Source organism: Pseudomonas sp. LB3P81 (assembly GCF_054897965.1).
Window position 1 is genome coordinate 2145172 of record NZ_JBUBVG010000001.1, and the last position, 15452, is coordinate 2160623.

The window sequence follows — 15452 nt, forward strand, 5'->3', positions numbered from 1 at the left end:
GACGCTGGGGCGAGACCTTTTGGTTCCTTTTGGGGCGTTTGCCAAAAGGGACTCGCCGTAAGGGCGAAACCATAAGCGGCCGTTACCGCAGAAATGGGTATGTACTCAAACACCAGGAACCTGGTCGGCCCGAAAGCCGCCAAGGTTACCCATCAAACCGGTTCTTTTTTGATGCGGAACCACGCCGCATACAGAGCCGGCAAAAACAGCAACGTCAACGCCGTCGCCACAATCAAGCCACCCATGATCGCCACCGCCATCGGCCCGAAGAACACGCTGCGTGACAGCGGGATCATCGCTAATACGGCGGCAAGCGCGGTCAGCACGATCGGCCGGAAACGACGCACCGTGGCCTCGATGATCGCCTGCCAGGGTTTGAGCCCGGCCGCGATGTCCTGCTCGATCTGATCCACCAGAATCACCGAGTTACGCATAATCATCCCGGACAGCGCGATGGTCCCGAGCATGGCCACAAAACCAAACGGCTGGCGGAACACCATCAAGAACAGGGTCACGCCGATCAATCCCAAAGGCGCGGTCAGAAACACCATCACCGTGCGTGAGAAACTGCGCAGTTGCAGCATCAGCAACGTCAACACCACCACGATGAACAGCGGCACACCGGCCTTCACCGAGTTCTGACCACGAGCCGAGTCCTCCACCGTCCCGCCGACGTCCAGCAAGTAACCGTCGGGCAGTTCCGCGCGGATCGGATCGAGCGTCGGCATGATCTGCTGCACCAGCGTCGCCGGTTGTTCCTTGCCGTAGATGTCGGCGCGAATCGTCACGTTCGGCAAGCGGTTGCGGTGCCAGATGATGCCTTCTTCAAAGCCGTATTCCAGCGTCGCGATTTGCGACAGCGCTACGCTGCGACCGTTGTCGGTCGGCACCGCCAGGCTTGGCAGCAACGACAGTTCAGTGCGTTCATGCAACGTGCCGCGCAGGAGGATTTCGATCAACTCGTTGTCCTCGCGGTACTGGCTGACGCTGGCCCCGGTGAGTGAGCTTTGCAGAAACTTCGACAGGTTCGCCGTGCTGACACCCAGCGCTCGGGCACGGTCCTGATCGACGTTCAGGTACACCACTTTGCTCGGCTCTTCCCAGTCCAGGTGAACGTTGGCCACATGGGGATTTTCGCGAACCTTGGCCGCCACTTTGCGGGCCAGGGCGCGGACTTGCTCGATGTGCTCGCCGGTGACCCGGAACTGCACCGGATAGCCAACCGGCGGACCGTTTTCCAGGCGCGTCACCCTTGAGCGCAGGGCCGGGAATTGTTCGTTGAGGGTTTCGATCAGCCACGCACGCAATGGTTCGCGGTCCTCGATGGTCTTGGACAGGACGACGAACTGAGCGAAGCTCGCGGCAGGCAGTTGCTGATCCAGCGGCAGGTAAAAACGCGGCGAACCGGTGCCGACGTAAGCCACGTAACTGTCGATGCCGACGTGATCCTTCAATAAGCTCTCAAGCCGTTTGACTTCGTCGGCGGTGTTGCTCAGCGAAGCGCCTTCGGCCAGTTTCAGATCGACCATCAATTCCAGTCGCCCCGAGGCCGGGAAGAATTGCTGCGGCACAAAACGGAACAACACGATGGAGGCAATGAACAACAACACCGTCAGCGTGATCACCGTCTTGCGCCAGCGCACGCACCACTCCACCAGGCGCCGGACACGCTCATAAAAAGGCGTGCCGTACGGATCAGGCTGATCAGTGCCGTGTTTGGCAGCATGAATTTTCGCCAGATCCGGCAGGAGTTTTTCCCCCAGGTACGGCACGAAAACCACGGCCGCAACCCACGATGCCAGCAGCGCGATGGTCACCACCTGGAAAATCGAACGGGTGTATTCGCCAGTCCCCGATTGCGCAGTGGCAATCGGCAGGAAACCGGCAGCGGTGATCAACGTGCCAGTGAGCATCGGGAATGCGGTGCTGGTCCAGGCGTAACTGGCCGCCTTGATCCGGTCGAAGCCCTGCTCCATTTTGATCGCCATCATTTCCACGGCGATGATTGCGTCGTCCACCAGCAAGCCCAGCGCCAGCACCAGCGCGCCGAGGGAAATCTTGTGCAGGCCGATACCGAAGTAATACATGCAGGCGAAGGTCATGGCCAACACCAGCGGAATGGCCAGCGCGACCACCATGCCGGTGCGCACGCCGAGGGAGAAGAAGCTCACCAGCAACACAATCGCCAGCGCTTCCACCAACACCTGAACGAATTCACCCACGCTGGTTTTTACCGCGGCCGGCTGGTCGGAGACCTTGCGCAGCTGCATGCCCGCCGGGAGGTTTTTCTGGATTCGGGCGAACTCGATTTCCAGCGCCTTGCCGAGCACCAGAATGTCGCCGCCGTCCTTCATCGCCACAGCCAGACCGATGGCGTTTTCGGCCATGAAGCGCATGCGTGGCGCCGGTGGATCGTTGAAACCACGACGAACGTTCGCGACATCGGAGATACGGAACGTACGATCACCAACCCGGATCGGGAAGTTCTTGATCTCTTCGACCGTCTGAAAATTCCCCGTAACCCGTAGCTGCAATCGCTCGCTGGTGGTTTCGAAGAAGCCAGCCGTGGACATCGCGTTCTGCTCTTCAAGCGCCTGCTGCACCGCCGTCAACGGCAAGCCTAGGGTGGCGAGTTTGACGTTGGAGAGTTCGATCCAGATCTTCTCGTCCTGCAACCCGAGCAGGTCGACCTTGCCCACATCCTTGACCCGTTGCAGCTGGATCTGGATGCGGTCGGCGTAGTCCTTGAGCACTGCGTAATCAAAACCGTCGCCAGTCAGCGCATAGATATTGCCGAACGTGGTGCCAAATTCATCGTTGAAAAAAGGTCCCTGAATGCCCGGTGGCAAGGTATGACGAATGTCGCTGATCTTCTTGCGAACCTGATACCAGAGGTCCGGAATCTCCACCGAGTGCATGGAGTCACGCGCAACGAACGTCACCTGGGATTCACCCGGTCGAGAGAACGAGACGATGCGCTCGTACTCGCCGGTTTCCATCAGCTTCTTTTCGATACGTTCGCTGACCTGGCGCGACACTTCCTCGGCGGTAGCTCCCGGCCAATTGGTGCGGATGACCATGGCCTTGAAGGTGAACGGCGGGTCTTCGCTCTGGCCGAGCTTGGTGTAGGAAAGTGCGCCGACGATCGCCAGCAACAGCATCAGGAACAGTACGATCTGGCGATTACGCAGCGCCCATTCGGAAAGATTGAAACCCATCGGGGATTACTCCTTGTCCGCCAGATTGACCACGCGGTTGGAGCGATCCACCGGGCGCACCTGCTGCCCGTCATGAAGCACATGGACACCGGCGGCCACCACCCAGTCACTGGCGTTCAGGCCTTCGAGCACCGGCACGGTTTTCTCGCCGAACGCACCGACCCGGACCGGGGCTTTTTTCAAGGTGTTGTTGGCGCCAAGGACCCAAACGTAGGTGGCCCCGTTTTCGGCGGTGAGGGCCGACAGCGGCACCGACAGCGCCACCACGTCGGCGCTCTGGATGGACACCCGGGCGCTCTGGCCGAGCTCGGCCGGGACTTTGCCGGCCGTAAACGCAATGCGGGCGGCGAAGGTGCGGGACTTTGGATCGGCGGCAGGTGACAGCTCACGGATGCGTCCGGCGAACCGTTGATCGGGTTGGGTCCAGAGTTCCACCGACACCGGCTGACCGACCTTGAAACGACCGAAGCTCTGCTCCGGCAGGCTGATCAACACTTCGCGCTCGCCATCGGTGGCGAGGGTAAACACGGTTTGACCGGCGGCGACGACTTGCCCGACTTCCACCGCGCGTTTGGCCACTACGCCGTCCTGAGGTGCGCGCAGCACCGCATAGCTGGCCTGATTGGTGGAGACGTTGAATTCGGCCTTGATCTGCTTCAGGCGCGCTTCACCGGATCTGTAGAGGTTTTCGGAATTGTCGTACTGGGAACGGCTGACCATCTGACGGTCCATCAGGGTCTTGTAGCGATCACGCTCGGCGCGTACGAGATTGAGATTGGCTTCGGCAGCCGCGACCTGGGCGCGGGTAGCTTCCAGTTGCAGGCGCACGTCCTGGGGATCGAGTTCCGCCAAAGGCTGGTCAGCCTTCACCCGTTGCCCTTCTTCGACCAGTCGTCGGCTGACTTTGCCGCCAATGCGAAAGGCCAGGTCCGGCTCGTAGCGAGCACGGACTTCGCCGGGATAGCTTTCCATCGCCTGGGCCGAAGGCTCTGGCTGTACGACCATGGCCGGTCGAACGGTGACTTGCGGCGCCTCCTCGTGACCACACGCAGACAATAAAAACGCCAGACTGACTGGCAATGCGAGGGGCAAGGCATAGCGGAACATGGTGAAGGACCTTTCGCTAATGGTGCTTGGAATAATTATACTGACCAGTATGGTATTAATAGCAAACTCACCAGTCCAGTATTAAAAACGAATAATGGCGAACAATCTTTCAGCACCCAATGGTCCGGGCCGCCCCAAGGATCTGGCCAAGCGCCAGGCGATCCTCGATGCGGCGAAAATTCTGTTCCTGAACAATGGCTATGCGAGCACCAGCATGGACGCCGTCGCGGCCGAGGCTGGCGTGTCGAAGCTGACCGTCTACAGCCATTTCAACGACAAGGAGACACTGTTCTCCGCTGCCGTGGTCGCCAAGTGCGAAGAACAATTGCCTACGCTGTTTTTCGAATTGCCCGACGGCATTTCAGTGGAAACGGTGCTGTTGAACATCGCGCGCGGTTTTCATCACCTGATCAATAGCGATGAATCGGTGAACCTGCATCGGTTGATGATGACGCTGGGCAGCCAGGACCCGAAGCTCTCGCAGATTTTCTTTGAGGCCGGACCGGAGCGCGTGCTGCACGGCATGGAGCGGTTGCTGAGCAAGGTTGATCAGAGCGGTGCGTTGAGCATCGGCAAGCCTCGTAACGCGGCGGAGCATTTCTTTTGCCTGCTCAAGGGCGCGGGGAATTTTCGGTTGTTGTATGGCTGTGGTGAGCCGTTGACCGGGGATGCGGCAGAGGAACATGTGCGGGAAGTGGTGGGGTTGTTTATGCGGGCTTATCGCCCAGAGACCGCCTGATAGATTTCGGTTGCCTGTTCTGGCCCCTTCGTCGGAACGCCGCCCGGAGCCAGCCCGCTCCCACACGGGAACGCATTCCAATGTGGGAGCGGGCTTGCTCGCGAAGGGAGCGACACGGTCTTAAGGCTTGAGCGCCTTCTTCGGATAAATATCATACCGACTGGACTTGCCATCCAGCGCATGACTCGGCTTCGGCCCCGCAATGCACGGCGCCTTGCGCGGACGCTTCACCACCACCCGATGGCTGGCCAATGCCAACGCAGCCTCCAGCAATGCCGGCGCATCCGGATCATCCCCCACCAACGGCCGGAACAGGCGCATTTCCTTCTTCACCAGCGCGGTTTTCTCACGGTGGGGAAACATCGGGTCGAGGTAGATCACCTGCGGCGGCTCGCCTTCCCAGTTGCGCATGACCTCGATCGAGTTGCCCTTGAGCAAACGCATACGCGCCACAATCGACGCCACGTCGAAATCTTCCGCGCCCCGCGCCAAGCCATCCTCAAGCAACGCACCGATCAGAGGCTGACGTTCGATCAGGCTCATCTCGCAGCCCAGGCTTGCGAGCACAAATGCATCCTTGCCAAGCCCCGCCGTGGCGTCCAGCACCCGCGGACGCACACCCTGGGCGATGCCAACAGCCTTGGCGATCATCTGCCCCGTTCCACCGCCGAACAACCGACGATGAGCCGCGCCACCCTCGACGAAGTCCACCCGCACCGGCCCCGGCGCGTCCGGGCCAAGCTGTTGCAGTTGCAAACCCTGTTCACCCACCTGCAAGGCGAATTCGCCGTCATCCACCTGCAAAGGCAGTCCCAGGCGTTCAGCCCATTGCTCGGCCTGTGGCTGAAAAGCCGTGCCCAAGGCCTCGACATGGATGCGGCAAGCCGCCGGTTGCTCAATCATGGGGAAACACGCTCAAAAAATTAATGATCGGCAAAAACGGCCGATAACAAAACTAACGAGCATTTTGCCAGAGCTGAGCGTCAACCGAGAGAAATGTCAGACATTCAACGCACATCGATAGGTTACATCTCGCCCCACGGCGATTTTGGCCTGCGAAATTCCCAAGCACTGAGCGGCGTCAGTCACCTGTGGCAGGATTTCTTTGCCCAGGCCCTGGCCGATCAGTCGGGCGATGTCGTGCCGGCTTCTCTCGATTTTCCGCCTGTCGATCTCGAAAGCCCGGTCGAACCTACGATTGGCAGCGAACTGCTGGCGCACATCGTTTCCCAACGTGAATGCAATGTGCAGGAAACCCGGGTCAAGCCTCCCGAGCCGCTGTTCCTGCCGATTGCCGAGTTCGAAATGGACCTGGCCGACAAACCGTTCCCACCGTTCCCACCGGAAGAAATCGCTGCTCAGCAAAAGCAGCAGAACTTCGAAAGTGGCTGGGTTCGTCCAATCGTGCTGACCGCGGGTCAACCCGTGCCAGAAGCCGGCCCGGCACCACAACCGCGTCCATTGCACCTGCCGATCGCCGAATTCGAAATGGATCTGCTGGACAAACCCTTCCCGCCGTTCCCGGCCGAAGAGCTCGCGGAACAACAGAAAAACTTCGATTTCGACATCGGCTGGGCACGCCCGATCGTTCTGCAGAACCTGCGCATCGCCGCCTGACTTTTAATAACAAGCCCTCAGCGACACACCCACCACCGCCCGACATCCACGTGAAAATGATTGCGATGGGCGGCGTTGTCAGCCTTTGAACAATTGATTGGCCTGCGCGTACGGCATCGACCGCGACGTAAAGCTGAAGGTGCCCGCGGTCTTGATCTCTTGGGCCGCACGGAAGAATTCGCCATACGCCGCCAAGGCCAGCGCCGACCCGACGCTGATGCGTTTGACGCCCAATTCGCTCAACTGCTCGACCGTCAGTTTGAGCCCGCCAGACATCAACACGTTCACCGGTTTGGGCGCGACGGCGCGGACCACCGCCAACACGTCTTCAGCGCTGCGCAGGCCCGGCGCGTACAACACGTCGGCGCCCGCTTCGGCGAACGCTTGCAAGCGGCGAATCGTGTCGTCCAGATCGGGATTGCCATGCAGGAAATTTTCGGCCCGGGCTGTCAGCGTGAAGGGGAATGGCAAACTGCGCGCGGCGGCGACGGCGGCTTCGATCCGGGCAACCGCATGGTCGAAGCAGTAGATCGGAGCGTCTGCGCGCCCTGTGGCATCTTCGATCGAACCACCGACGGCGCCTGCTGCGGCGGCTCGGAGGATGCTTTGGGCACATTCGGCGGGATCATCGGCAAAACCGTTTTCCAGATCGACCGCCACCGGCAGGTCCGTGGCCGCGACAATCGCCCGGACATTCGCCAGGGTATCGTCCAGCGTCAATGCGCCATCGGGGCGTGCGTTAGAAAAGGCATAACCGGCACTGGTGGTCGCCAACGCCTCGAAGCCAAGGCTGGCGAGCATTTTCGCCGAGCCGGCGTCCCACGGGTTGGGAATGACAAAAGCCCCGTCGCGTTCATGCAGTGCTTTGAACGCCTGGGCTCGAAGGGTTTGCGCATCCATTGGCAGGCTCCTGAAAAAGGCAGGGAATCCGCCTCAGAGCAGGCCAAGTTGCTCGGCGGCGGGCTCTCTGTATAGCTCAGGCAGCGGCGGCAGGCCAGGCAAACGCAGCATCAGTTTCGCGTGAAAACGTTGCGCGAGTTTGGCGGCCAGCAGGTTATCGGCGGTGTGCAGGAAGATGTAGGGCATGCGGCCCTCTTCGATCCACAGGGCGATTTTTTCGACCCAAGGCACCAGGAACGGATCGTTGGCTTCCAGTTGCGGATGGCCGATGAAGCGCACTTGCGGGAACTGAGTGAACGCCGCCGGACGGGGCGGAACCCTGGGTTTCTTCGATTGGGCGTGGAGCACCGACGGATCGGTCGACGTGCAACTGAACAACGCGCGCGGATCGAGGCAGATGCGTTCGACGCCGCGATCCAGCAACAGGCGATTGAGCGAGCGCTCGGCATCACCCTTGGCGAAGAAATCGTCGTGTCGCACTTCGATGGCCAGAGGCCGGTCCACCGCGTCGATAAAGCCCGCCAGCTCGTGCAATCGTTGCGGCGTGAAGCTTTTCGACAACTGTAACCACAGCGGCGACACCCGTTCGCCTAACGGGCTGAGCAATTGCAGGAAGGTTTCGGTGGCGGTCAGTTGTTCACGCAGGTCTCCACCGTGGCTGATGTCGCCGGGGAATTTGGCGGTGAAGCGAAAGTGTTCGGGCATGGTCTCGGCCCAGCGCTGCACGGTGCTGGCAGCCGGGCTCGCGTAGAAGGTCGTGTTGCCTTCCACAGCGTTGAATACTTGAGAATACAGATTGAGAAAATCGGAGGATTTGGCGTCTGGCGGATAGAGGTAATCGCGCCAGGCGTTTTCACTCCAGGACGGGCAGCCGAGGTAGTAAGGCAGCCGCATCAGATGTACAGGTCGAGGCCCATCACATCCGATTCCCAATCGACCAAACCGGCAGTGCTGAGGTAGCTGGCCAGGGCCATCGCGACGCTTTTGCTCATGGCGCGGTGGTAAATCATGTCTTGTTGACGCGCGGGGAGATTGCTCAGGCGCTGCGCGGAGGCTTTGGCGGCGCGGGCGGCCATTTGCTCTTCGGAAGGAAACTCCAGCTCGCCCTCGATATCGACGGATTCGTCCTCAACCACATGCCCTTTGCGAGGCTTGCGCTTGATGGGGTAGGACTGAGAGGAAAGGCCGTCTATACGCATAAAGTCATGCTCGGTATCAGTGATGGCAGTCTAGTGGCGCACAACCCACTTCGCAAACCGCTTGGTGATAACTAGAGCACAGAAATGCGAAAAGGTTTAAAAGCGGGGGGGATAAAACGACGATTGGCAGGCGTTTGAACAGTCATTGTGGCGAGGGAGCTTGTCGGAACGCCGCACCGTCCCGTTCGCCTGCGAAGCAGGCGTAAGTCAGGTTGCGCGGTGTACCTGCCAACTTTTGGGGCCGCTTCGCAGCCCAGCGGGAGCAAGCTCCCTCGCCACAGGAAATCAACGCGCTTTCGGCGTCGCGACTTTATCGCGCAAGTAAACCGGCTGCGCCTCATCCGCCACGATCGCTTCACCGCGTTCCCAGGCAAATCGCGCCAGGGTCAGCAGGTCTTCGGCATGAGGCAACATGCCCGCATCCTGCCCGCTCAGGTTGACGGCGATGCGCTCGGCATACCCCCAACCGGTGCCCGCGCCAAACCAGTCGCCGCTGGCATCGGCAGGCAACGCTGCCACTTCCGGCGGCAATACGGCTTCATTGCCGACCAGTCGCATCTCCCCCGCCGTTTCACGGTAGCAACCCCAATACACTTCATCCATCCGCGCATCGATGGCCGCCGCGACCTGGCTCGCACCGTGTTCGCGATACGCCCGCTGTGCCAGCACTGCCAGGTTCGACACCGGCAACACCGGTCGATCCAGCGCAAACGCCAGGCCCTGCACCACGCCGATGGCAATCCGTACGCCGGTGAACGCGCCCGGCCCACGGCCGAAAGCAATCGCATCGACCGCTTGCAGGGTAGTCCCGGCATCGGCGAGCAATTGCTGGATCATCGGCAACAGCTTCTGCGCATGCAGGCGCGGGATCACCTCGTAATGGCTCGTGACTTTGCCGTCATGCAGCAAGGCAACGGAGCAAGCTTCAGTCGCGGTGTCCAGGGCCAGCAAGGTGCTCATCGATGTTTCCGTAAGAGAGGTCAGAAAAAAGTGCGCCAGTATAAACAACTACGGCCCGCAAGCGGGCCGTAGAAGATGAAGCGATTTTCAGCTCAGCGCTTCGAGCACCTTGCCGGTGATCTCTTCGACCGAGCCGACGCCAGCAATGTGGCTGTACTTCGGTTTGCCGTCAGTGGCAGCAGACAGCTTCTGGTAGAACTCCACCAGCGGCTTGGTCTGCGAGTGGTAGACCGACAGGCGATGACGCACGGTTTCTTCAGTGTCGTCCTTGCGCTGCACCAGTTCTTCACCGGTGATGTCATCTTTACCGGCAATTTTCGGCGGGTTGTAGACGGTGTGGTACACGCGGCCGCTGGCCTCGTGAACGCGACGACCGGCGATACGCTGAACGATTTCTTCGTCATCGACAGCGATTTCAACCACGTGATCCAGCTCGACGCCGGCCTTCACCAGGGCTTCAGCCTGAGGAATGGTGCGCGGGAAGCCGTCGAACAGGAAACCGTTGGCGCAATCCGCCTGGCTGATGCGTTCCTTGACCAGATTGATGATCAGGTCGTCGGAAACCAGGCCACCGCTGTCCATCACGCTCTTGGCGATCAGGCCCAGTTCGGTGCCGGCCTTGACCGCAGCACGCAGCATGTCGCCAGTGGATATTTGCGGGATGCCGAACTTTTCGGTGATGAACTTTGCCTGAGTACCTTTACCGGCCCCGGGAGCTCCCAGCAGAATGACGCGCATCGATGTGCTCCTCAATTTTTATATAGATAACAACGGATTCGCCTCGTGGGGCCAATCTCAAATCAGGGTCGTGACCGCCCAAACGGCCAAAGGCTGATCAAGATACACAGCAGATCCTACGCACACAAGCCGCCGAAAGTCGGAGAAACCTGCGCCTTGCGTGACCCTGCGACCGGGTACACCAAGTCGCAACCCCATCATTAACTGTCGCCTGGCAGTACTTTCACGTCCTGCGCGAACCGGCACTCAACACCTGTGTCGAGTGCCGGAACCCCCGATGAAAACCTTAGCCGGTATTTCGCAAACCAGCGGCAATCCCCGCCACAGACACCAGCAACGCCTGTTCTACCGGGCTGCCCTGTGCCACTTCCTGCTGTCGCGAACGCGCCAGCAACTCGGCCTGCAATAGATGAAGCGGGTCGAGGTAGGTGTTGCGCAAGCGGATGAATTCGAGGGTGTCTGGGCTATGTGCCAGTAGCTGCGACTGACCGGTCAGCCCGAGGACCACCGCGCAGGCCTGCGACAATAGGTCGCGTAAATGCGCACCCAAAGGCAGCAGATCCGGCTCGACCAACCGCTCATCATAAGAGCGGGCGATGTCGGCGTCGGCCTTGGCCAGGACCATTTCCAGCATGTCGATGCGCGTGCGGAAGAACGGCCATTGCTCACGCATCTGCCCCAGCAACTCGCCTTCGCCACGCTCCAGCGCCTTGCTCAGCGCCGCTTCCCAGCCGAGCCAGGCGGGCAACATCAGGCGCGTCTGGGTCCAACCGAAGATCCATGGAATCGCCCGCAGGCTTTCGATTCCGCCGGCACGGCGTTTGGCCGGGCGGCTGCCCAGAGGCAGGCGTCCCAACTCCTGTTCCGGGGTGGATTGACGGAAATACTCGACGAATTGCGGATTTTCCCGCACCACGGCGCGGTAGGCGCTGACACCGTCTGCCGCCAATTCGTCCATCAAATGGCGCCAGGCGGGTTCCGGTGGTGGCGGTGGCAGCAACGTCGCTTCCAGCACAGCTGCGAGGTACAGATTGAGGTTTTGCTCGGCGATGTCCGGCAGGCCGAATTTGAATCGAATCATTTCCCCTTGTTCGGTGGTGCGGAAACGCCCCGCCACCGATCCCGGCGGCTGCGACAGAATCGCCGCGTGCGCCGGGCCGCCGCCACGGCCCACGGTGCCACCGCGACCGTGGAACAACAGCAACTCCACTTGCTGCTCGCGGCAAATATCGACCAGACGTTCCTGCGCCCGGTACTGCGCCCAGGCCGCCGCCGTGGTGCCGGCGTCCTTGGCCGAGTCGGAGTAGCCGATCATCACTTCCTGCGGGCCTTGCAGGCGCGCGCGATAACCCGGCAGCAGTAACAGTTTTTCGATCACCGGGCCGGCGTTGTCCAGATCGGCGAGGGTTTCGAACAGCGGCACCACGCGCATCGGCCGCAACACGCCAGACTCTTTGAGCAGCAGTTGCACGGCGAGCACATCGGAAGCGGCGCCGGCCATGGAGATCACGTACGAACCGAGCGAGGCACCCGGCGCGGCAGCGATTTCCCGGCACGTCGCGAGCACTTCAGCGGTGTCGGCGGACGGTTTGAAGTACGCCGGCAGCAACGGCCGACGGTTATTCAGTTCGCGCATCAGGAAGGCAATGCGCTCTTCTTCGCTCCAGTCTTCGTAGCGACCGAGGCCGAGGTAATCGGTGATTTCAGTCATCGCCGCCGAGTGCCGCGAGGAGTCCTGCCGGACATCGAGACGCACCAGGAACAACCCGAACGTCACCGCACGACGCAGGCAATCAAGCAACGGCCCGTCGGCGATCACGCCCATGCCGCACTCGTGCAGCGACTGGTAGCAGAGCTCCAGCGGATCGAGCAGGTCGCGGTTGTTTTGCAACACATCGGCGGGCGCCGGTGTCGCGGTCGTCAAGGCGGCATGCGCCCAGTTACGGGTGGCGCGCAGGCGTTCACGCAATTGTTTAAGGACGGCGCGATACGGTTCGGCGCTGTCGCCGGCCTTGGCTTTCAGTGCATCACTGGCTTGTTGCATCGACAGTTCGGCGGCGAGGTGATCGACATCGCGCACGTACAAATCAGCGGCCATCCAGCGCGCCAGCAGCAACACTTCTCGCGTCACGACAGCCGTCACGTTGGGGTTGCCGTCGCGGTCGCCGCCCATCCATGACGCAAAGCGAATCGGCGCGGCCTCCAGCGGCAAATGCAGGCCGGTGGCGTCATGCAGGGCTTTATCGGCCTTGCGCAAATAGTTCGGGATCGCTTGCCACAGCGAATGCTCGATCACCGCGAAGCCCCATTTCGCCTCGTCCACGGGCGTCGGGCGGGTGCGGCGGATTTCTTCGGTGTGCCAGGCTTCGGCGATCAGGCGCTGTAGCTTTGCGTGGATCTGCTCGCGCTCGGCGGTGGTCAGGTCGCGATGATCCTGAGCGGCGAGTTGCGCGGCGATGGCGTCGTATTTCTGGATCAGCGTACGGCGCGCGACTTCGGTCGGGTGCGCAGTCAGGACCAGTTCAATCTCCAGTCGTCCCAATTGCCGCGCGAGGGACTCGGCACCATGGCCTTCGGCAAGCAGGCGCGCGAGCAATTCGGGTAATACGCGCGCCTCGAACGGCGCGGGTTGCGATTCTTCGCGGCGGTGAATCAGCTGATATTGCTCGGCGATATTGGCGAGGTTGAGAAACTGGTTGAACGCCCGCGCTACCGGCAGCAACTCGTCTTCGCTCAACTGATTGAGGCTGGCGCTCAGTTCGGCGTCCATCGAACCGCGACGGTCAGCCTTGGCGCCTTTGCGGATCTGCTCGATCTTGTCGAGAAAACCGTCCCCATACTGCTCACGAATGGTGTTGCCCAACAGCTCACCCAACAGGTGAACGTCCTCGCGCAAGCGTGCATCAATATCGGTCATCAGCCGTTCTCCAGCGAAAAATCCGGTGTCTTGGAATGACATGCCTTGAACACCAAGAGTGCCGCCGTAAAGCGCTTCTTACAAGCAGACGACGAAGGGACTTTAAACCTCGGGCCCGCGAGCTAGTCTGAAGAGTAAGCCGTACAACGGCTTTCGCCGGCCATTGCCGGACACTTACCCGGCCTGCCAAGAGCAGGCGCGTCATGAGGTTTTTATGAAAATCCGCGAGCTTGCCCATCACTGGGAAGAAAACGCCAAGGGTCGCCTGACCGATACCGGCTACGCGATTCATCTGGATGTGGAGGCCGCCGCCCGATTGGCGGCGATCATTGATATGTATCCCAAACGCCATCCCGAAGAACTGCTCGGCGAACTGATCGGCGCTGCGCTGGAAGAGCTGGAAAAGAGCTTTCCGTATGTGAAGGGTTCGACCGTTGTGGCCACTGATGAAGAAGGCGACCCACTGTACGAAGACATCGGTCCGACTCCGCGTTTTCTCGCGTTGTCCCGTCGTCATTTGCATGATTTGTCATCTGGTAACGACAAGCAGAAACTTTGAATTTGCCGCAGAACTTGTGGGAGCGGGCTTGCTCCGGGCGGCGTTCCGACGAAAGCGGTTTATCATTCAACATCTCTGTTGGCTGACATATCGCATTCGTCGGAACGCCGCCCGGAGCAAGCCCGCTCCCACATTGGATCTTCGGTGAACGCAGGATTGGGTTACTGCTCCAGCTTCTGCGGAGTCTCCTGCCCCATGCAACGCACGGCCTGTTTCTTGTTGTTGACCAACACGCCGCTGAGGCCTTTCTGTTCGGTGTCGAACATCACCAGCACCCCATCAATGCACTGCGCCACTTGTGCCGCTGGTTCCAGGGAGACTTTGTACTCTTCGCCCGGCACGGTCTTGAGCATGGTGAAGTCGCTGAGCAGCAGTGCATCTTCGGGTTTGGCAAAGTGCAGGTAGCCGTACCACCACAGGGCACCCACTGTGCCGAGGATGCTGCAGATACCGGTGATGATCAGCGGGATGGCGTTACGTTCTTCACTCATTGCGGGCTCTCTGGTGGTTCATCTTCTGAATTCGGGGGTGCCGGGTAATTGGGAATTTCACCCAGTCGGCGCAGACCGTTGAAATGCTGCGGGTCATCGAGATAACGCAGCATGACCTTGCGCCAGACCGGGTCGGCAAACGTCTGCACGTGACCGCCACGGGTCAGTTGCAGCACCCGCGGCGGCGGCGCAGCTTGATACAGACGGATGCCGTTGGAAAGGGGCACGATCGGATCGTCGATGCTGTGGTAGATCAGTTTCGGCACGCCATTGAGCTGCTCCATGGAGTGGATCGCGCTGTCACCGTCCGGCACCAGCCACGACAGCGGCACCTGGAACGCCCAGGTCAGCCAGGAATGGCTCAGAGCGAACTGGCCGATGCTGCGATAACTGGCGGGCACGCCGTCGAGGACAAAGGCCTTGAGTTGCTTTTGGCGTTCGGGGTGTTGAACCAGGTAATGCACAGCCATTGAGCCTCCGAGGCTCTGGCCGAGCAGGATCAGCGGTTTGCCTTTGACTTCCGGTGCCTGGTCCAGCCACTTGAACGCAGCGTCGATGTCCTGATAAATCGCCGGCAGGCTCGGTTCGCCTTCAGACAAACCGTAGCCGCGATAATCGATCAGCAGTACCTGATAACCCTCTTCCGGCAACCACCAGCTCCCGCCCAGATGCATCGGCAGATTGCCGCCGTTGCCGTGCAGGTGCAGCACCGCGCCTTTGACCTCGACGCCTTTTTTTGCCGGCAGCCACCAGCCGTGCAACTTGAGGCCGTCAGCGGTGGTGAGAGTGACGTCGCGGTATTCGAGTTTGGCCTTTTCCGGGGTGAACAGTTGGCCGGGTTCGGGGTAGAACAGCAGCGAGCTGCAACCGCCGAGGGTCAGGAGAAGGAAGATGATGCCGAGGATTCTCATCCGTTGAAACCTCGCGAAAACAGGGTTGGAACACAGGTCAAATGTGGGAGCGGCGGTGCGGCGATCCGACTTGCTCGCGAAAGCGGTGTGTCAGAC

At 60.6% G+C, this 15452-nt stretch carries 14 protein-coding genes; 3 read left to right on the plus strand and 11 right to left on the minus strand.

Annotated elements, in window-relative coordinates; translation table 11 throughout:
- Positions 1-152 precede the first annotated feature (152 nt).
- Both ACYZTL_RS09980 and ACYZTL_RS09985 read right to left on the minus strand, forming a co-directional pair.
- Positions 153-3218 (minus strand): efflux RND transporter permease subunit, encoded by a 3066-nt coding sequence (locus ACYZTL_RS09980; protein ID WP_461951643.1) that lies wholly within the window; start codon positions 3216-3218, stop codon positions 153-155.
- A gap of 6 nt (positions 3219-3224) precedes the next feature.
- Complete coding sequence (locus ACYZTL_RS09985) at positions 3225-4325, minus strand: efflux RND transporter periplasmic adaptor subunit (RefSeq protein ID WP_461951644.1); 1101 nt, start codon at positions 4323-4325, stop codon at positions 3225-3227.
- Between the two features lie 94 nt (positions 4326-4419).
- Between ACYZTL_RS09985 and ACYZTL_RS09990 the strand changes: the two genes are divergently transcribed.
- The gene (locus tag ACYZTL_RS09990; protein ID WP_461951645.1) at positions 4420-5064 is read left to right on the plus strand and encodes a TetR/AcrR family transcriptional regulator; all 645 of its coding nucleotides are present in this window, start codon (positions 4420-4422) and stop codon (positions 5062-5064) included.
- Positions 5065-5184: 120 nt separating this feature from the next.
- Here ACYZTL_RS09990 and ACYZTL_RS09995 read toward each other — a convergent pair whose 3' ends face one another.
- Positions 5185-5967 (minus strand): class I SAM-dependent methyltransferase, encoded by a 783-nt coding sequence (locus ACYZTL_RS09995; RefSeq protein WP_008035485.1) that lies wholly within the window; start codon positions 5965-5967, stop codon positions 5185-5187.
- A 93-nt stretch (positions 5968-6060) separates the two neighbouring features.
- Between ACYZTL_RS09995 and ACYZTL_RS10000 the strand changes: the two genes are divergently transcribed.
- A complete protein-coding gene (locus tag ACYZTL_RS10000; protein ID WP_461951646.1) occupies positions 6061-6681 on the plus strand; it encodes an energy transducer TonB in 621 nt (206 codons plus the stop codon).
- 78 nt (positions 6682-6759) lie between these two features.
- Here the strand turns inward: ACYZTL_RS10000 and ACYZTL_RS10005 are convergent, their stop codons facing one another.
- From ACYZTL_RS10005 to ppc, 6 genes are all read right to left on the minus strand, one after another.
- Entirely contained in the window at positions 6760-7581 is an 822-nt protein-coding gene (locus ACYZTL_RS10005) for an isocitrate lyase/PEP mutase family protein (protein ID WP_461951647.1), read from the minus strand.
- A 33-nt stretch (positions 7582-7614) separates the two neighbouring features.
- On the minus strand, positions 7615-8475 hold the full coding sequence (locus tag ACYZTL_RS10010) for a DUF72 domain-containing protein (RefSeq protein ID WP_461951648.1): 861 nt from the start codon (positions 8473-8475) through the stop codon (positions 7615-7617).
- Positions 8475-8780, minus strand: a complete 306-nt coding sequence (locus ACYZTL_RS10015) for a hypothetical protein (RefSeq protein WP_461951649.1) — start codon at positions 8778-8780, stop codon at positions 8475-8477. Before ACYZTL_RS10015 ends, ACYZTL_RS10010 begins: the two co-directional genes overlap by 1 nt.
- Before the next feature lie 285 nt (positions 8781-9065).
- On the minus strand, positions 9066-9740 hold the full coding sequence (gene tsaB, locus ACYZTL_RS10020) for a tRNA (adenosine(37)-N6)-threonylcarbamoyltransferase complex dimerization subunit type 1 TsaB (protein WP_461951650.1): 675 nt from the start codon (positions 9738-9740) through the stop codon (positions 9066-9068).
- An 87-nt stretch (positions 9741-9827) separates the two neighbouring features.
- Entirely contained in the window at positions 9828-10478 is a 651-nt protein-coding gene (adk, locus tag ACYZTL_RS10025; RefSeq protein ID WP_461951651.1) for an adenylate kinase, read from the minus strand.
- A gap of 286 nt (positions 10479-10764) precedes the next feature.
- Positions 10765-13395 (minus strand): phosphoenolpyruvate carboxylase, encoded by a 2631-nt coding sequence (gene ppc / locus ACYZTL_RS10030; protein WP_461951652.1) that lies wholly within the window; start codon positions 13393-13395, stop codon positions 10765-10767.
- Positions 13396-13609: 214 nt separating this feature from the next.
- On the opposite strand from ppc, the gene ACYZTL_RS10035 reads away from it, so the two are divergent.
- Positions 13610-13954 (plus strand): pilin assembly protein, encoded by a 345-nt coding sequence (locus ACYZTL_RS10035; protein ID WP_461951653.1) that lies wholly within the window; start codon positions 13610-13612, stop codon positions 13952-13954.
- A gap of 161 nt (positions 13955-14115) precedes the next feature.
- Here the strand turns inward: ACYZTL_RS10035 and ACYZTL_RS10040 are convergent, their stop codons facing one another.
- Positions 14116-14445 carry a hypothetical protein gene (locus ACYZTL_RS10040; protein WP_461951654.1) on the minus strand — a complete coding sequence of 110 codons (330 nt, stop codon included), beginning with the start codon at positions 14443-14445 and terminating at the stop codon, positions 14116-14118.
- Complete coding sequence (locus ACYZTL_RS10045; protein WP_461951655.1) at positions 14442-15356, minus strand: alpha/beta hydrolase; 915 nt, start codon at positions 15354-15356, stop codon at positions 14442-14444. The genes ACYZTL_RS10040 and ACYZTL_RS10045 overlap by 4 nt, the downstream gene beginning before the upstream one ends.
- Positions 15357-15452 lie beyond the last annotated feature (96 nt).